Source organism: Streptomyces sp. NPDC050433 (assembly GCF_044458565.1).
Classification (GTDB): domain Bacteria; phylum Actinomycetota; class Actinomycetes; order Streptomycetales; family Streptomycetaceae; genus Streptomyces.
Map to the genome: position 1 here is coordinate 132091 of NZ_JBITIB010000019.1, position 15840 is coordinate 147930.

Here is a 15840-nt window from a genome sequence, read left to right on the forward strand (position 1 = left end):
CGACTACAGCCGCTCGAAGCCCCGCATCCGCTCCCAGTCCGTCACCGACGTCTCGAACGACGCCAGTTCGGTCCGGGCCGCCTGCGCGTAGTGCCCGACCGTCTGCTCGCCGAAGACCTTCGCGGCGATCTCGCTGTTCTCCCAGCGGTGCAGCGCCTCCGTGAGTGTGCTTGGCAGACGGGGCACCGACGGGTCGGCCAGGGCGTTCTCCCGGTGCGGGGGCGGGAGTGGGAGGCGGTGCTCGATCCCGTACAGGCCCGCCGCGATGGCCGCCGCGACCGCGAGGTACGGGTTGGCGTCCCCGCCGGGGACGCGGTGTTCGATCCGCAGCGAGGAGCCCGTACCCACCACGCGTATCGGGCACGTCCGGTTGTCGCGGCCCCAGGTGATGCCCGTCGGCGCGAACGCGCCCGGCTGGAGGCGCTTGTACGAGTTGATGTTCGGCGCCATCAGCAGCGTGAAGTCCGGCAGGCAGGCGAGTTGGCCGGCCACGAAGTGACGCATCAGGTCCGACATCCCGTCGGCGGTGGCGTCGTCCGCGAGGACGGCGGTGCCGTCCGTGGCGCGCAGCGACAGGTGGATGTGGCAGGAATTGCCCTCGCCCTCGTCGAACTTGGGCATGAAGGTCAGCGCCACGCCCTCCTGGGCGGCGATCTGTTTGGCGCCGTTCTTGAAGAAGACGTGGTTGTCGCAGGTCGTCATCGCCTCCGCGTAACGGAAGACGATCTCGTACTGCCCCGCGTGGCACTCCCCGCGCGCCGTCTCCATCGCCAGCCCCGCCCGGCCCATCTCGCGCCGGATACGGCGTACGACTGGCTCGATGTCGGTCAGGCCCTGGAGCGAGTAGTCGACGTTGTACGTGGTGGCCGGTGTCAGGTCCTGGTAGCGGGATTCGTGGGCGGCGCGGTAGGTGGCCAGGAAGACGAGGAATTCGAGTTCCGTACCGGCCAGGGCGGTCAGGCCGTGTTCGCTGAGGCGGTCGAGCTGGGTGCGGAGGATATGGCGGGGGGCGACGGCGACCGGGGAGTCGGAGGCAGTGCCCGGCCAGTGCGCGTCCGCCAGGACCAGGGCGGTGCCGTCGTCCCAGGGGAGGTGCGTGCGCAGGGTGGTGGGGTCGGGGCGCAGGAGGAAGTCCCCGAAACCGGTCTGCCAGGCGTCGATCGCGTAGCCGGGTCGGGTGTCCATCTCCACGTCGGAGGCGAGGAGATACACGCAGGCGCCGAAGCCCGCCGTGGCGCTGTCGGCCGTCTCCGCCAGGAAGTAGGGGACGGACAGGCGGCTGCCCTGGAGGCGGCCCTGGAGGTCGGGGACGGCGACGACGACTTCCTCGACGCTTCCGGCTCCGTACGCGGCGCGCAGTGTCTCGTACGGGTCGGTCATATCCGGTCCTCCGTTCGTGCCAGCGGGTTCGGCACGGTGCCGTGGACGACGTCGAAGCCCTCGTCGCGTTCCGAGCGGTCGTGGAAGCCGCCGCCCAGGAGCTGTTCACGGTTGAGGGCGACGCGGTCGAAGGACGGGGCGAGGAGCCCGTACGCGTCGAAGCGGTCGGCCAGCTCGGGAAAGCGGCGGTGGTAGCGCTCGATCTCGGCGCGTACGAGTGCCCAGAACTCGTCTTCGCTCAGGTCGAGTTGATCGGCGCACAGCGGTGCGAAGAAGCGGAAGTGCCCGGCGAACACGGCGCTGAGCAGTGAGTGCGCCAGCTCGTGGGCCGGCCAGCGGAGCAGGACACGGTCGGCGCGCTCGGGGAGTCCCGCGTACTCGGGCCTGGCGCCGGGCAGCAGGTTCACGTCCTCGGCGAAGTCCTTGACGGCGATGCCGATGGGGATCTCGTCGCGGTCGAAGAGGACGACGGTGTTCTCGCCGTGCGGGCAGAACGCGACGCCGTAGCGGTAGAGGTAGTGCAGCAGCCCCGGCAGCAGCGCGCCGAAGAACCGTTCCAGCCACGTGGCGGGCGCGAGCCCGGAGCGCGCGACCAACTCGGCGGTGAGCGACCGCCCGTCGGACCCGGTCTTGAGCAACGCGGCCATGGTGCGGGCCCGTTCACCCGCCTCGGTGTCGAGCAGCGCGGCGACCGGCTCGCGCCAGACGGCGCCGAGGAGTTCGTGGTAACGGTACGGCGCGTCCTTGACCGACTCGTACAGCGGATGGCTCACGGCGACGGCCGCGACCTCGCCGAGCGGATGGATGCGCAGCTCGTCGCGCAGATACGGGTCGGCGTCCCGTACGGAGTGCAGCCATGCGCTCACATCGGGGGCGGCCTCGGTCGCCTCGGTCGAAAGCCCGCGCCACACCAGGGTGTTGCGGATGAGGAGCGGGACCTTGACGTTGCGGCGGTGCGGATGGTCGATGTTGGCGAGGGTGCGGATGGACTGGAGGGGGCGGTAGCGGTCGTCGCTCTGCCCGAGCAGCACGACGCGGCCTTCGGCGAGGTAGGGCGCGAAGAGGGTGGCGACGGCCTCGTCCCAGTGGAAGGGGTGCACGGGCAGCCATACGAAGGCGTCGGCGGCCAGGCCCGTCTCGGCGCACTCCTCGGCGAGGACGGCGGCGAAACGTTCCCGCGTGGCCGGGTCCAGCTCCTCGGCGAGCAGTCGCTCCGCGTCGAGGCCGGGAACGCCGGAGTACACGGCGAGGTCGCAGTGCACGGCCGCCCACAACAGCCGTACGTCGGAGGCCGATTCGGGCGCGTAGGCGGCGGTGTCGGAGGCGGAGAAGCCGAGACGGCCCTTGTTGAGGAGCATGCAGGGATGCCCGTCCTGGTACGCCTCCAGCTCCAGATGACCGAGATCGGCCAGCGCGCCGGCGGGCAGCGCGTTGGCGATGGCCACGGCGTCGGCCCGCCGGGTGGCGATCAGTTCGCGCAGGACCTCGGCCGTGGTGGCACCGTCCCACCCGAGCACGGCACGAGCGTCGAACAACAGCCGTTCAGGGCCCGCCTCTTGGCCGTCGGGGGTGGCCGGGTGGTGGCGGCGCAGGCCGGCGGGCTCGACGCGCCAGGTGCCGAAGGTGCCCCGGGTGGCGCGCAGCGTCCAGTGGACGTCGTCGCCGAGGTCGAGCCGGTAGGCGTGGGGGCCGCTTTCGCTGTCGGGTACGGGGACCAGCAGTTCCTCGTACGCGAACTCCTCCACGGCCTTGACCAGCAGCCGTCGGCCGGCCTCCCGCCAGGCGTCCCGGTTGGGTTGGTTCATCGGTGCTTCTTCTCCTCCGACAGGGCGAGTTGGCTGTGGGCGAGTTGGCTGTTGCTAGGCATCGGCACCCCGAACGTCGTCCACGCCGCCCGCCGCGGCACCCGCAGCACCGAGCGCCCCGCCACCGCGTTCAGGATCGTCGCCGCGCGCCAGGCGCCCAGCGTCAGATCGGGCGCGCCGATGCCGTGCGTGTGCAGTTCGGCGTTCTGGACGTACAGCCGGCCCGATATGCGGGGGTCGAGCGAGACGCGGTAGTCGCCGTCGATCCGGTAGCGGCCCTTCTCGTCCCAGTCGACGAGCGCCCCGAGGCCGTCCTCGCCGTCGAGGAAGGCGGGGCGCGACGCCGCATATCCGGTCGCCGACACGATCGCGGACGTACGGATCTCGAAAAGGGCGTCCTGCTGTGCGTGACGGCATGTCAGAACGTAGCGGTCGTCGTGTACTTCGGCCTTCACCACCGCGACTCCCGGATGCAGCGCCGCCCTCGGCTCGGCGCCCCCGATCGTCCGCTCGTACAGCTCGTCGTGCAGCTCGGCCAGCGTCTCCTCGCTGACGCCCTTGTAGAGCTGCCACTGTTCCCGTACGAGCTGTTCGCGCCGCTCCTCGGGCAGCGCGCGGAAGTAGCGGATGTAGTCGGGCGTGAAGTGTTCGAGGCCGATCTTGGAGTACTCCATCGGCGCGAAGGCGTTCGTGCGGGCGAGCCAGCGGACGTACGGTCCGCCCGCCCCGTCCCCGTCCTGGTGCCGCAGCAGGTCGAGCGCGACCTCCGCGCCGGACTGGCCGGCGCCGATGACGGTCACGTCGTCGCAGGTGGCGAGCCGCGCGCGGTGCGTGCGGTAGTCGGCGCTGTGCAGGACACGGCCTGCCTGGGCACCCTCCGTGAGCAGCGGGCGCAGCGGCTCCGGCACGACCGGGTTCGTCCCCACCCCGAGGACGACCTGCCGGGCGCGCACGCGCGTGAGGGTGCCGTCCGCCGCGCGGTGGCCGACGACGAAGACGTCGTCCTTCTCGTCCCAGCCCAACTCGTCCACATGGGCGTCGAATTGGCACGACGGCAGTCCGTCAGAGACCCAGCGGCAGTAGGCGTCGTACTCGCGGCGCGGTATGTGGAAGCGCTCGGAGAAGAAGAAGGGGAACATCCGGTCGTGATGGCGCAGGTAGTTGAGGTACGACCACGGGCTGGTCGGGTCGACCATCGTCACCAGGTCGGCCAGGAAGGGGACTTGGAGGGTGGTGCCCTCCATCAGCAGGCCGGGGTGCCAGGAGAACGCGGGCTTCGCGTCGAGGAACAGGGTGCGCAGGTCCGGTGCGCCGTCCGCCAGCGCGGCGAGCGAGAGGTTGAACGGGCCGATCCCGATGCCGACCAGGTCGTACACACGCGTATCGGAATCGGTCACCGGTGGGCCTCCGCGAGGGGGTTGGTCAGGTCGACGTAGACGGACTGGGACTGGACGTCGCCGACGAGTTCGTCGAGCCCGTCGACGCAGGTCAGGTAGTTGCCCTTGCACCGCAGCACGGGCGCGTCGAGCAACAGGTCGAGCAGGCCCCGCGCGCCGGGCTCGGCGGCCCGCAGCCGCTCCAGCCGGGCGCGCAGCACACGCAGCAGGTCGCCCTCGTCGGCGAGCCCGAGCGCGCCGAACGCGCCGACGAGGCCGAGGAGGTTGTTGATGCCGAGGTAGTACGCGACGCGCTCGTCCACGAACGCGTCGTCGAAGACGAGATCGAGCCCGTCGGCCGCGCCCGGCAACAGCCGCTCCACGGCTGCCGCGTGGGAGGCGGCGACGTAGTAGCCCTGGCTGTCGCGGTACCAGCCGGCGCGCGGCAGCCCGTGCGCGTCGAGCGCGACGAGCGTGTTCTGGTGGTGCGGCTCCAGGGCGATGCCGTACCACGCCTGGAGCCTGATGAGCGGGACGGCGAGGACGTCGAGATACGCGGCCAGCCAGCGCGCGGACGCCTCGGCGGTGGAGACGCCGTGGGCGCGGGCGGTACGGGCGACGGCCTCGGAGAGCAGCGAGCGGTACGCGGGCGGCGAGCCGTCGCCGGGCCCGGTGCGCTCGGCGACGATCCCGGCGACGCAGAGGCCCTGCGGCCCGCCGGTCTTGAAGGGGTTGTCGCGTACGGCGGTTTCCAGCCCGGTCTCGCCTTCGAGCCCCGCTGAAACCCACCCGAAGTCGCGCAGGAGCCCGAACTCCGGGTGCTCGGCGCGCAGTCGGGCGGCGGGCCCGGCGGCGAGCAGCCGCGCGGCGCGCACGCCGAGGCGCATCTCGCTACGGAGGTTGTTACGGCGGGAGTTGGTGATGCGCATGCCGAGGGAGAGCTTGAGCATCACGTCCGCGTCGGGCCGGTGCACGGTCCGTACGGAGGACGTGGGGTACCAGTGCGGCCCGGCGGGCCCGAGGGGCCGCAGCAGCCCCGCGTCGACGAGCGCGCCGACGGCGGGCCGCGCGAGGATGTCCCTGGCCTGCCACGGATGCGCGGGCACCACGGTCATCCCGTCCGGCTGCTGGCCGAGCCCGGCGGTGAGTGGCCGCAGCAGCTCGGCGGGGGTACGTCCGTCGGCGCTCTCGCCGACGAGGATGTCCGGGTGCACGGCGAACCAGTGCAGCGGAAACTCCCCTCGCAACTCCGGTGAGTACGCGTCGAGTTCACTGTCCGACGCCTCTTCGCGGCTCTTGGGCGCGGGGTGGAAGGGATGCCCGAGGAGCAGCGCCTGCTCGGCATCGAGAAAGGGCGTCGCCCCCCGCGCCCCCGGCTTCTCGACCCGCCGCCGGACGAGATGCGCCCCGGTCCGCGCGGCGGAGTTGAGCACACGGGCGACGGCATCCCCACCAAGATGCGGCAACACGCCGCGCCCGAGGGTGGACTCCCGCACGAGCGCGGCGGCGACGAGCCCGACATCACCGGGCATGCTGCCGCGCCCCTGCCCATCGGCGACAACCTGGACGGCCCCGAACCGGTGCCACCCGGTGACGGACCGATGGCGGACGGGCACGCGCAGGGTCAACGCGCTGCACGGCAGGGGCAGATGTAACACACCGCCTGGACCGGGCACGTCGACGTGGGTCTCCCGGACGTACGCACGCAGCAACGCCTCGGTGGCGGCGGAGTCGGCGGCGCGGAGGTGATCGGGATGATCGAGGGGGTCGCTGGGCGCGTGCGCCCCACCGCGCCCCTCCGCCGCTTCGCGAGTGGCGACCCAATCCAGCCCCTCCGGCCCTTCCACTCCTCCGGACCAGGCGGCCCATTCCAGCCCCTCCGCCCCCTCCGCCCCTCCGGACCAGGCGGCCCATTCCAGCCCCTCCGGCGATTGAGGAGCGGGGTCCGGGGCAGCGCCCCGGCAAGGACCCGCGCCCTCCACTCCACCGGGCCCGGCGGCCCAATCCAGCCCCTCCGGCGATTGAGGAGCCGGGTCCGGGGCGGAGCCCCGGCGGGGGTCCGGGGCCGGGCCCCGGTCAGAACCCGGCGTACCCCCGCTCACCCTTTCTCCTCCGCCTCGCCCGCCGCCACCACCACCCGCAGCAGCCGCTCCACCTCCACCACCGTCGTGTGCGGATTCAGCAGCGTCAGCTTCAGTCGGACCCGCCCCGGCCCCTCCCCCGGCAGCTCCGTACGCCCCACCACCGCACCGCCCTCCCTCAGCAACCGCCGCCGCAGCGCGGCGTTCACCCGGTCGGCACGGGTCGCGTCACCCGGCACGTACCGGAACAGAAACGCCGTCAGCGCCGGTTCCCCGTGCAGCTCCAGCCGTGGATGCGCCGCCACCGCCCGCGCCCCCGCCACCGCCAGCTCGTGGCACGCGTCGACCAGCCGCCCCAGCCCCTCCCGGCCCAGCGTCCGCAGCGTCACCGCGATCTTGAAGGCGTCCGCGCGCCGCGTCGTACGCAGCGACAGACCCAGCAGGCTCGGATAGCCCGCCTCCTCGTCGTCCGCCGGGTTCAGATAGACCGCGCGGCGCGCCAGGGAGGCGTACGTCTCCGACTTCCGCACCAGGAAGATCCCCGCGGCGGCCGGCTGCCAGCCGAGCTTGTGCCAGTCCAGGGAGACGGAGTCGGCCAGTTCGATGCCGTCCAGCAGCGGTGCGAGGCGGTCGGACAGCAGCGCGCCGCCGCCGTACGCGGCGTCCACGTGCAGCCATGCCCCGTACTCCGCCGCCAGCTCCGCGCACTCCCGCAGCGGGTCGATCGCCCCGGTGTCGGTCGTCCCGGCGGTCGCGACGATCGCGACCGGCAACTGTCCGCGCTCGACGCACCGCGCCAACGCGTCCGCCAACGCACGTGGCTTCATGCGGAGTTGGGCGTCGACCGCGACCGGGATCACCGAGTCCTCGCCCAGCCCGAGCAGCGCCGCCGCCCGCTGCACCGAGAAGTGCGCGGCGGCCGACGCCAGAATCCGGGGCCGCGCACCGGCGGCACCCGCCCCCACACCCACCCTCGGTACCCCGGTCATCTCGATCTGCCGCCCCGTCGCGGCACCCAGCACCCGGTCCCTGGCCAGCATGAGGCCCATGAGGTTGGACTCGGTGCCGCCCGACGTCAGCACGCCCGCCGCTTCCGCGGGGTCGTACCCGAGCATGTCGGCCAGCTCCTCAAGGAGCTGTGTTTCCAGGGCTGTCGCGGCCGGCGCCTGGTCCCACGAGTCCTGGGAGGGGTTCAGCGCGGAGACCGCCAGGTCGGCGGCGACGGCGACGGCCAGCGGCGGGCAGTGCAGATGCGCCGCGCACGCGGGGTCGGCCGGGTCCGCGCTGCCGTGCGCGAGGAGTTCGGTGAGCCGCCCGAGCGCGGCGCCACCACGAGCGGCGTTCAACGCCTCCGCGACAGCCGCCACGTTCTCGGCGGGCGTACCGGCCGCGACGGGCCCCCCGCGCCGGGCCGCGCCCTCCGCGAGCGCGCCCAACACCTCACGTACCAGCGGCTCCAGAGCGGCGGCGCCACCCGTCCCGCCCGACAACGCCGTGCCGATCACGGGTCGCAGCGCTGCCTCCACCGCGGCGCCCAGCGCCTGTGTCGTCACGCCGCCCGCCCGGCGACGCCGAAGGAGGACGCCTCGGCGATCGCGTCCGTCAGCCTCTCCAGTACGGACTCGGCCTCCTCGTCCGTGATCACCAGCGGCGGCAGCAGCCGCACCGTCGACCCGAACCGCCCGCCCAGCTCCAGGATCAACCCCCGCCGCAGGCAGCCCTCCTGCACCCGCGCCGCCAGCTCCGGCGCCACGGGGCGGGACCCGCACGAGTCCAACTCCCCCTCCGGGTCCACGATTTCGACCCCGATCATCAGCCCGCGCCCGCGTACGTCGCCGATCAGCGGCAGTTCGCCCCGGAGCCCCTCCAGCCGCGCCGCCATCCGCGCGCCGACCGTCGCCGCCCGCTCCACGAGCCCTTCACTCGTGACGTACCGCAGCGTCGCCGCGCCCGTCGCCATCGCCAGCGTGTTGCCCCGGAAGGTGCCGGTGTGCGCGCCGGGCAGCCACCCGTCGTAATCCCGGTCGTACACGATCACCGCCAGCGGCAGCCCGCCGCCGATCGCCTTCGACATCACCATCACCTCCGGCACGATGCCGCTGTGCTCGATCGCCCAGTACGCGCCGGTGCGCCCGACCCCGGTCTGCACCTCGTCCACGATCAGCGGGATGTCGCGCTCGCTCGTGATGCGCCGCATCTCGCGCAGCCACCCGTCCGGCGCGGGCACGGCCCCGCCCTCGCCCTGGACCGCCTCCAGGATCATCGCGGCCGGCCGTACGACACCGCCCGCCGGATCGTCCAGCAGCCGTTCGGTGTACGTCGCCGCCAGCTCGGCGCCGCGCTCGCCGCCGACGCCGAACGGGCAGCGGTACGCGTACGGATACGGCAGCCGCGTCACCTCACCACCGGCCGCGCCACCGCCCGGCACCGGTCCCTTGACGGCCACGCTGCCGGTCGCCGCCAGCGCGCCCGCCGTCATCCCGTGGTAAGCGCCGGTGAACGCGAGCACCCCGCGCCGCCCGGTCGCCGTCTGCGTCAGCTTCAGCGCCGCCTCGACCGCGTCCGTCCCGGCGGGCCCGCAGAAGTGCACGCGGGCCCGGTCGGCGAACGCCTTCGGCAGCGTCTCGAACAGCGCGTCCGTGAAGTCGTCCTTCTCGGGCGTCGCGAGGTCGAGCACATGCAGCGGGGCGCCGCTGTCGAGCGTGCGCTGGACGGCCTCGCGCACGACGGGGTGGTTGTGGCCGAGCGCGAGCGTTCCGGCGCCGGAGAGGCAGTCGAGATAGCGGCGGCCGTCGGTGCCCTCGATGGTCATGCCGTGGGCGCGGGCCGGGACGATCGGGAAGGAACGGGCGTACGTACGCGCGGACGACTCCCTGGCACGCTGCCGCTCCAGGATGGATTCGGCGGTCGCCGCGGCTTCTTCCGACCGTCGCCCGGAAGCGGGCAACGTAACAGCGGGAACGGTCATGGAACGGCTCCGAAGTATGAGGGTGAGAAGAGAAGAAGTGGCGCCCTAGGCGAGCAGATGGCGGCCGGCGACCGGGTGCCCGAGGAAGGAGTGCATGGCGAACTCCCAGCCGTAGGAACCGGCGTTGGGGAAGACGACGAGATCACCCGCGCGCACCCGCTCGACGTAGACGTCCCGGAGCAGGGTGTCCTCCGGCGTGCACAGCTCGCCCACGACGGTGACACGCGTGCGCTCGGCGGCGGGCCTCGGACACCCCTCGCCCGCCTCCCACGCGTCGACGGGGAGCACGGCGACGTTGTGCACGATGTCCCAGGAAGTGGGCAGCTGGAAGTGGTTGATTCCGCCACGCAGTACGGCGAACCACTCGCCGTACGACGCCTTGACGTCCGTCACCTCGGCCGCGTACCAGCCGCAGTCCGCGACCAGGAACCGGCCCGGTTCCAGCACGACCTTCACCCCCACGGGTGGCTCGACCAGGGCGGCGAGTTCACCGAACCGGGCCATGTCGAAGGGCTTCTCACCCTCGAAGGCCACGCCTATGCCGCCGCCGATGTCGACGTGCCGCAGCTCCATGCCGGTCGCGGCGGCCGTGGTCACGCTCCACTCGACGCACCAACGCAGGTACGCGGCATGGGAGTCGGCGTCGAGATTGTTCGACGCGGCGTGGATGTGGAAGCCGATGAGATCGAGTCCGGGAAGCCTGCGCGCGGCGTCGAGCACGTCCGGTACGTCGGGCTCGGCGACGCCGAACTGCGAGGGCGCGCCGCCCATATGGAGCGAGCCGCTGATCGGGATACCGGCCGGATTGACGCGCAGCGCGACGCGCGCGGTGACGCCTTCGGCGACGGCGATCCGGCTGATCCGGTGCAGTTCGAGCAGGCTCTCGGCGTTGATGGCCTCGACGCGGGCGCGGACGAGGGCGGTGAGGACGGGTACGGACTTGGCGGGCCCGGCGGCGACGACGGCGGGGTCTCCCATGAATTCGCCTACTCCCAGGGCGAGTTCCAGTTCACTGACGGAGGCGACCTCGAAGCCGTCGACGTGCGGGGCGAGGGCGCGGACTATGCCGGGGTACGAGTTGGCCTTGACCGCGTAGTAGACGGCGGCCCAGTCGGGCAGCGCGGCCCGCAGCTCCTTCGCCCGCGCGGCGGCGACCTCTCCGTCGTACACGTACGCCGACACGGGCTCGGCGCCGCACGCCAGTTGGAGCAGCCGGCTGCGGACGGGGGCCGGCAGGACGTCCACGGGGTGGGCGATGAGCGGCGCGGCGGATGGCGGGAACTGGACGGACACGACGGTTTCCACCTCGTTGGGGGTGCGACACGCGCCTTACAGATCGGACAAATACTTAGGGGAGCCTAACCTAATGCCTCACCCGAGAGATTCCAAAGGTAATCCATCCGTGAAGGTGATCTCCGCGCAAACCCATGTGGCGGCGATGGGCCACCTCGACAACGGGAATATCAGACATCCCGCTACGACTTGGAGCCGTACATGACCACGACACCGCCCACCCCCTTCAACCCCCGCACGCTGCTCGCCACCAGCCGCCTCGGCGTCCTCGCCACCATCAAGGCGAACGGCCTGCCGCAGCTCTCCCCCGTGATGCCCTTCTACGACGAGGCGGCCGGCGTCCTCCTCGTATCGATGACGGAGGGCCGGGCCAAGACGACGAACCTGCGCCGCGACCCACGCGCCGCCCTGGAGGTCACCAGCCCGGACGGCTGGTCCTGGGCGACGGCGGAGGGCCCGGTCACCCTCACGGGCCCCGGCACCGACCCCCACGGCCGGGAGGTCGAGGCCCTGGTCGACTACTACCGCCGCGCCTCCGGTGAACACCCGGACTGGGACGAATACCGCGCGGTGATGGTCTCCGACCGCCGGGTCCTGATGACGATGACCGTGGACCACGTCTACGGCGCCAAGATCGCCTGACGGCCGGAAGAAACGGCGGCGCTCGTCCGGGACTTCGCGTCAGCGCACAGCGGCACCCGGGCCGAGCGGGACGCCCAGTGCCCACCAGGCGAAGAACAGTCCGCTCCACGCCAGGAACATCGCCACGGACAGCGGCAGCGTCATCGAGAACAGCGTTCCGATGCCCGCCGAGCGCCGGTAGTTCTGGATCAGGCCCAGAGCCAGCACGAAGTAGGGGCTGACCGGGGTGAGGATGTTGGTGCAGGAGTCGGCGATCCGGTACAGCGCCAGCGTCGTCTCCGGCGGGATGTTCAGCATCATCAGCATGGGGATGAAGATCGGCCCAACGAGGGAAAGCTGTGCGGAGCCACTGGTGATGAAGAAGTTCATGGCGCTGACCAGCAGGAGCAGCGCCATGAAGATGAGAGGGGTCGGGGCGTTCAGGTCGCGCAGCGCCTGGGCGCCGTTGACCGCGATCAGCTCCCCGATCCCGGTCCACTTGAAGTACGCCAGGAACTGGGAGACGGCGAAGAACAGGACGATGACCGGCGTCATGTCCTTGAGCCCCTCGCCGATCAGCCGGGGCACGTCGGCGCTGTTCCGGATGGTGCCGGCCGTGACTCCGTACGCGAGACCGGCGACCGCGAGGAACAGCGCCAGAAGGGGCGCGATGCTGCTCAGCAGTGTGGAGTCCAGGAGTGCCCCGCCCTTGCCGCGCAGCGGGGAGCCGTGCGGCAGTACGGCCAGCACGAGTGCGAACAGGTAACCGGCGGAAGCGAGACCGGCGTTGCGCAGCCCGCGGCGCTCCGCGTCGGTGATGGTCAGGCTCACGGAATCGTCCGACTCGCCCGCCTTGACCGAGTCACGCGATTTACTCTTGTTGTCCGCGTCGACGCTGAGATCCATCCTGCGCCGCAGGTAGAACTCGACGACCAGGGTGATGACGATCGAGAGCAACAGGGACGAGGCCAGAGTGAAGTAGATGTTGGCGGTGGGGGTGACGACGTACTGGGGGTCGACCGTCTGGGCCGCCGCGGTCGCGAGGCCGGCGAAGATGACGTCGTTGGGGATCAGCAGCGGGCTCGCCGCACTGCCTCCGGACAGCGCCACCAGCGCCACCACGATGCCGAGGATCGGGCTGCGCCCCACGGACTTGAAGATCAGCCCGCCGAGCGGGATCAGCACGATGTAGCCGGCGTCCCCCGCGATGTGCGCCGCGGACCCGATGAAGGCCAGGAGGAAAGTGATCCAGCGGGGCGAGACACGGGATACGGCGGCCCGCAGGCCGACGCGCAACAGTCCGGCCTGTTCGGCCAGTCCCACGCCGAGCAGCGCGACCAGCGCGGTGCCGAGCGGTGGGAAGGCGATGAAGTTGTCGATGACCCCGCCGAAGATCAGTTGGACGCCGTCGGCGGAGACCAGGCTGCGCACGGCCTTGACCGACCCGTCGGGCAGGGTGGTGGTGGTCCCGAGGCTCGCGAGCAGCCAGCTGGCCAGGGCCAGGACGACGGCCAGGACGCCGAACAGCCAGAACGGGTGCGGGAGCATGTTTCCTGCGCGCTCGACCAGGCGTAGCGCACGGGAGGGCCGTGTCGGCGGCGTCGGCGGTGCGGACGGGGTGGACGAGACGATGGTGGACATGACCGTTCTCCTCGTGTGACGGGATTTTGCGTGACGGGGACGGGAGCACTGCTGGACGGGAGCAATGCCGGACGGGGCGCGATGAGATGCCTTGAGCCGTCCCCGGCGGCGCTCAGTCCAGGGTGTTGAGGTGGAGTCGGCCGCCCTGGACGATGGCGGCGAGCTGCTTGTCGGGGTCGGTGAGCACGGTGATGTCGTCGAGCGGGTTGGCGCGTACGACGAGCAGGTCGGCGTACGCGCCCGGAGCGACGACACCGATGCGGCCTTCGAGTCGCAGGAGCCGGGCGGCGTCCGTGGTGGCCGAGCGCAGTATGTGGGCGGCCGGTTGCACCTGGGCCCGGAGCCGGAACTCTTCGAGCTGGCGGCGCTGCATGTCGCCGAGCAGGTCGGAGCCGAAGGCGATGGTGATGCCGGCGCGGTGGGCCTTCTCCAGCGCGCCGAGCCCCGCGTCGAGCACCTCGGCGATCTTCCGGTGGTGTTCGGGGCGCAGACCGGACCGGACCCCTTCCGCGGCCAGCGCCTCGTAGGTCACGAGCGTGGGCACGTAGAAGGCGTCCCGTTCGAGGAACAGCTCGATACTGCGGTCGTCGAGCAGGTTCCCGTGCTCGATCGAGCGCACGCCCAGTTCCAGGGCGCGGTTGACCGCCCGTGCGGTGTAGGCGTGACCGAGCACGTATCGGTTCGCGGCGGCGGCTTCCTCGACGGCGGCGCGGAGTTCGTCCTCACCGAAGTGGGTGCTGTCGATCCGGCTGGTTGGTGACACGATCCCGCCGCCGAGCATGAGCTTGACATGGCTGGCGCCCCGGCGGATCTCGTCGCGGACAGCCTTGCGCATCTCGGTCTCGCCGTCGGCGATGCGGACATGGCCGGGATTGCAGTAGTGGTCATCGTGGTGGATCTGGCCCCGGTGGCGGTGATCGCCGTGCCCCCCGCTCTGGGTAATCGCCTTGCCGCCGTAGAGCACCCGCGGCCCGGTGAACCAGCCCTCCTCGACGGCCTGGGCGAGGCCGTAGTCGGCGCCGCCCGCGTCGCGCACGGTGGTGAACCCGCGATCGAGCATGGCGCGCAACAAGTGCCCTGCCCGAGCCGCCATGTAGGTGGCGGAGTGGTGGCCGACGGCGGCCAGGTCGGCGGTGTAGAGGGTGGTGTGCACATGCGCGTCGATCAGTCCCGGCATGAGGACCTTGCCCCGCAGGTCGATCACGTGGGCGTCCGACGCACCGACCTCCGGACCGCCGACCTCGGTGATGCGGCCGTCTCTGACCAGGACGTTGCGATTCTCGACCAGTTCGGCCGCGGTGGCGTCCAGAACTGAGGCTTGGCGGAACAGAAGGGGCAGGGGGCTGACCATGAACGGGTTCCTTAACGAACTCGGTGCGATGGACACGCAATATGGCATTGCATTACAGAGCAATGCAAGATTCGTTGCATGATCGTCGGTAAAATCTGCGTGCCGAGACCGTTTCGGCGGATGCAATAATCGTTGCGTGAGCCGGTTCGGTAGCTTTCGCTCGGCGTGACCGCGAGTACGGTGCCCGACGCACCCGGCAACCGACAGAAGGAGCGCTGGTGACCGCAGGAGTCTCGGCCGAGAGCTGGCTGTGGGAACAGGCGAACGGCGCCACCATCGGGCCGAAGGCCCGCAAGGTCATCGAACTCCTCGCGGCGGCACCGCGGTTCACCTCGTACGCGTCGGCCGGCGATGTCGCACAGCGTGCCGGGACGGACGCGTCAACCGTTGTCCGGACCGCCCGAGCCCTGGGCTTCAGCGGATGGCCCGACCTGCGGCGCGAACTACGCAGCCGCTACCTGTCCTCGTTGAGCGCCACGGACCTGCTCGCCGAACACGACACACCCTCGTCCGACGCGATCGTACGGGCGGTCCGCAGCGACGCGGAAGCGCTGGCCGCCACCGCCCGCTCGCTGGACGTGGAGAGCTGTCGCGCGGTGGCCGACGTCGTCGCCCGCGCCGGACGAACCCTGGCCATGGGCTCGGGGAGCTTCATCGGCCCGGTCGCCCAACTCGCCCACGTCGGGGCCCGCCTCGGGCTGACGATCGAAGCCGCCGACCTCGGCGGCCGGACGCCGGTCTCCAGCCTCGCGCTGCTGGAGACCGGTGACTGCGTCCTCATCGTCAACTTCTGGCGGCTGCCCGTCGAAGTCCTCGCCTGCGCACGGGCCGCGGGGGAGGCCGGGGCCACGGTCTGCGTGATCACCGACTCGCGGGAAAGCCGACTGGCCCATCTCGCCGACCACGTGATCACGGTTCCCGCCGAGGGGACGTCACACTTCCCGAGCCTGGCCCCCGCGACAGCGGTCGTCCACGCACTGCTGGCCGAGATCACCCATCGCCTGGGCGAGCGGGGCAGGGCCACCATCCAGCGCAACGACCAGATGTTCGCCAGGCTTGAACAGCTACGGAGAGAAGGCGGCGGCTGACCACCGTTCACCGCCCGCCCCGCCCGCCCGGCTCGGGCGGGCGGTAGTCCAGACACAACGAGTGCCCGCACCGGCACGGCGGCCAGCGGTGAACGGCGTCCTCGGGGAGGAGAGGTTCTCGGAGCGGCGGTCCTTACGGACCACCAGGACGCCGTCCGTGCCGAGACGGCGAATCTGCGCCGGGGCCCCCGCGCCGCCCTGGAGGTCACCAGCCCCGACGGCGGGGCCGTTCCACC

Annotated in this window: 11 protein-coding genes; 2 read left to right on the forward strand and 9 right to left on the reverse strand. The window is 71.6% G+C overall.

All coding sequences use genetic code 11. The annotated features are described in order from the left end of the window. Nucleotides 1–3 precede the first annotated feature (3 nt). From ACIBLA_RS23530 to ACIBLA_RS23560, 7 genes are all read right to left on the reverse strand, one after another. Entirely contained in the window at nucleotides 4–1380 is a 1377-nt protein-coding gene (locus ACIBLA_RS23530) for a glutamine synthetase family protein (protein ID WP_363244664.1), read from the reverse strand. After that, nucleotides 1377–3185 carry an IucA/IucC family protein gene (locus ACIBLA_RS23535; protein WP_399199759.1) on the reverse strand — a complete coding sequence of 603 codons (1809 nt, stop codon included), beginning with the start codon at nucleotides 3183–3185 and terminating at the stop codon, nucleotides 1377–1379. Before ACIBLA_RS23535 ends, ACIBLA_RS23530 begins: the two co-directional genes overlap by 4 nt. Next, nucleotides 3182–4582: a lysine N(6)-hydroxylase/L-ornithine N(5)-oxygenase family protein gene (locus tag ACIBLA_RS23540; protein ID WP_399199760.1), complete on the reverse strand. Its 1401-nt coding sequence runs from the start codon at nucleotides 4580–4582 to the stop codon at nucleotides 3182–3184. The genes ACIBLA_RS23535 and ACIBLA_RS23540 overlap by 4 nt, the downstream gene beginning before the upstream one ends. Then, nucleotides 4579–6408 (reverse strand): IucA/IucC family protein, encoded by a 1830-nt coding sequence (locus ACIBLA_RS23545; protein WP_399199761.1) that lies wholly within the window; start codon nucleotides 6406–6408, stop codon nucleotides 4579–4581. The genes ACIBLA_RS23540 and ACIBLA_RS23545 overlap by 4 nt, the downstream gene beginning before the upstream one ends. A 251-nt stretch (nucleotides 6409–6659) precedes the next feature. Continuing rightward, complete coding sequence (locus ACIBLA_RS23550; RefSeq protein WP_399199762.1) at nucleotides 6660–8195, reverse strand: pyridoxal phosphate-dependent decarboxylase family protein; 1536 nt, start codon at nucleotides 8193–8195, stop codon at nucleotides 6660–6662. Further along, nucleotides 8192–9610, reverse strand: coding sequence for a diaminobutyrate--2-oxoglutarate transaminase (locus ACIBLA_RS23555; protein ID WP_363244669.1), 1419 nt, complete (start codon nucleotides 9608–9610; stop codon nucleotides 8192–8194). The genes ACIBLA_RS23550 and ACIBLA_RS23555 overlap by 4 nt, the downstream gene beginning before the upstream one ends. A 45-nt stretch (nucleotides 9611–9655) precedes the next feature. Then, complete coding sequence (locus tag ACIBLA_RS23560) at nucleotides 9656–10903, reverse strand: alanine racemase (protein ID WP_399199764.1); 1248 nt, start codon at nucleotides 10901–10903, stop codon at nucleotides 9656–9658. Between the two features lie 201 nt (nucleotides 10904–11104). Here ACIBLA_RS23560 and ACIBLA_RS23565 point away from each other — a divergent pair, with 201 nt between their 5' ends. Beyond that, on the forward strand, nucleotides 11105–11545 hold the full coding sequence (locus tag ACIBLA_RS23565) for a PPOX class F420-dependent oxidoreductase (RefSeq protein ID WP_363244671.1): 441 nt from the start codon (nucleotides 11105–11107) through the stop codon (nucleotides 11543–11545). Between the two features lie 39 nt (nucleotides 11546–11584). Here ACIBLA_RS23565 and ACIBLA_RS23570 read toward each other — a convergent pair whose 3' ends face one another. Further along, nucleotides 11585–13165, reverse strand: coding sequence for an AbgT family transporter (locus ACIBLA_RS23570; protein ID WP_399199765.1), 1581 nt, complete (start codon nucleotides 13163–13165; stop codon nucleotides 11585–11587). A 112-nt stretch (nucleotides 13166–13277) separates the two neighbouring features. Further along, nucleotides 13278–14516, reverse strand: a complete 1239-nt coding sequence (locus tag ACIBLA_RS23575) for an amidohydrolase family protein (protein ID WP_363244673.1) — start codon at nucleotides 14514–14516, stop codon at nucleotides 13278–13280. Between the two features lie 218 nt (nucleotides 14517–14734). On the opposite strand from ACIBLA_RS23575, the gene ACIBLA_RS23580 reads away from it, so the two are divergent. Beyond that, the gene (locus ACIBLA_RS23580; RefSeq protein ID WP_363244674.1) at nucleotides 14735–15604 is read left to right on the forward strand and encodes a MurR/RpiR family transcriptional regulator; all 870 of its coding nucleotides are present in this window, start codon (nucleotides 14735–14737) and stop codon (nucleotides 15602–15604) included. Nucleotides 15605–15840: the final 236 nt, after the last annotated feature.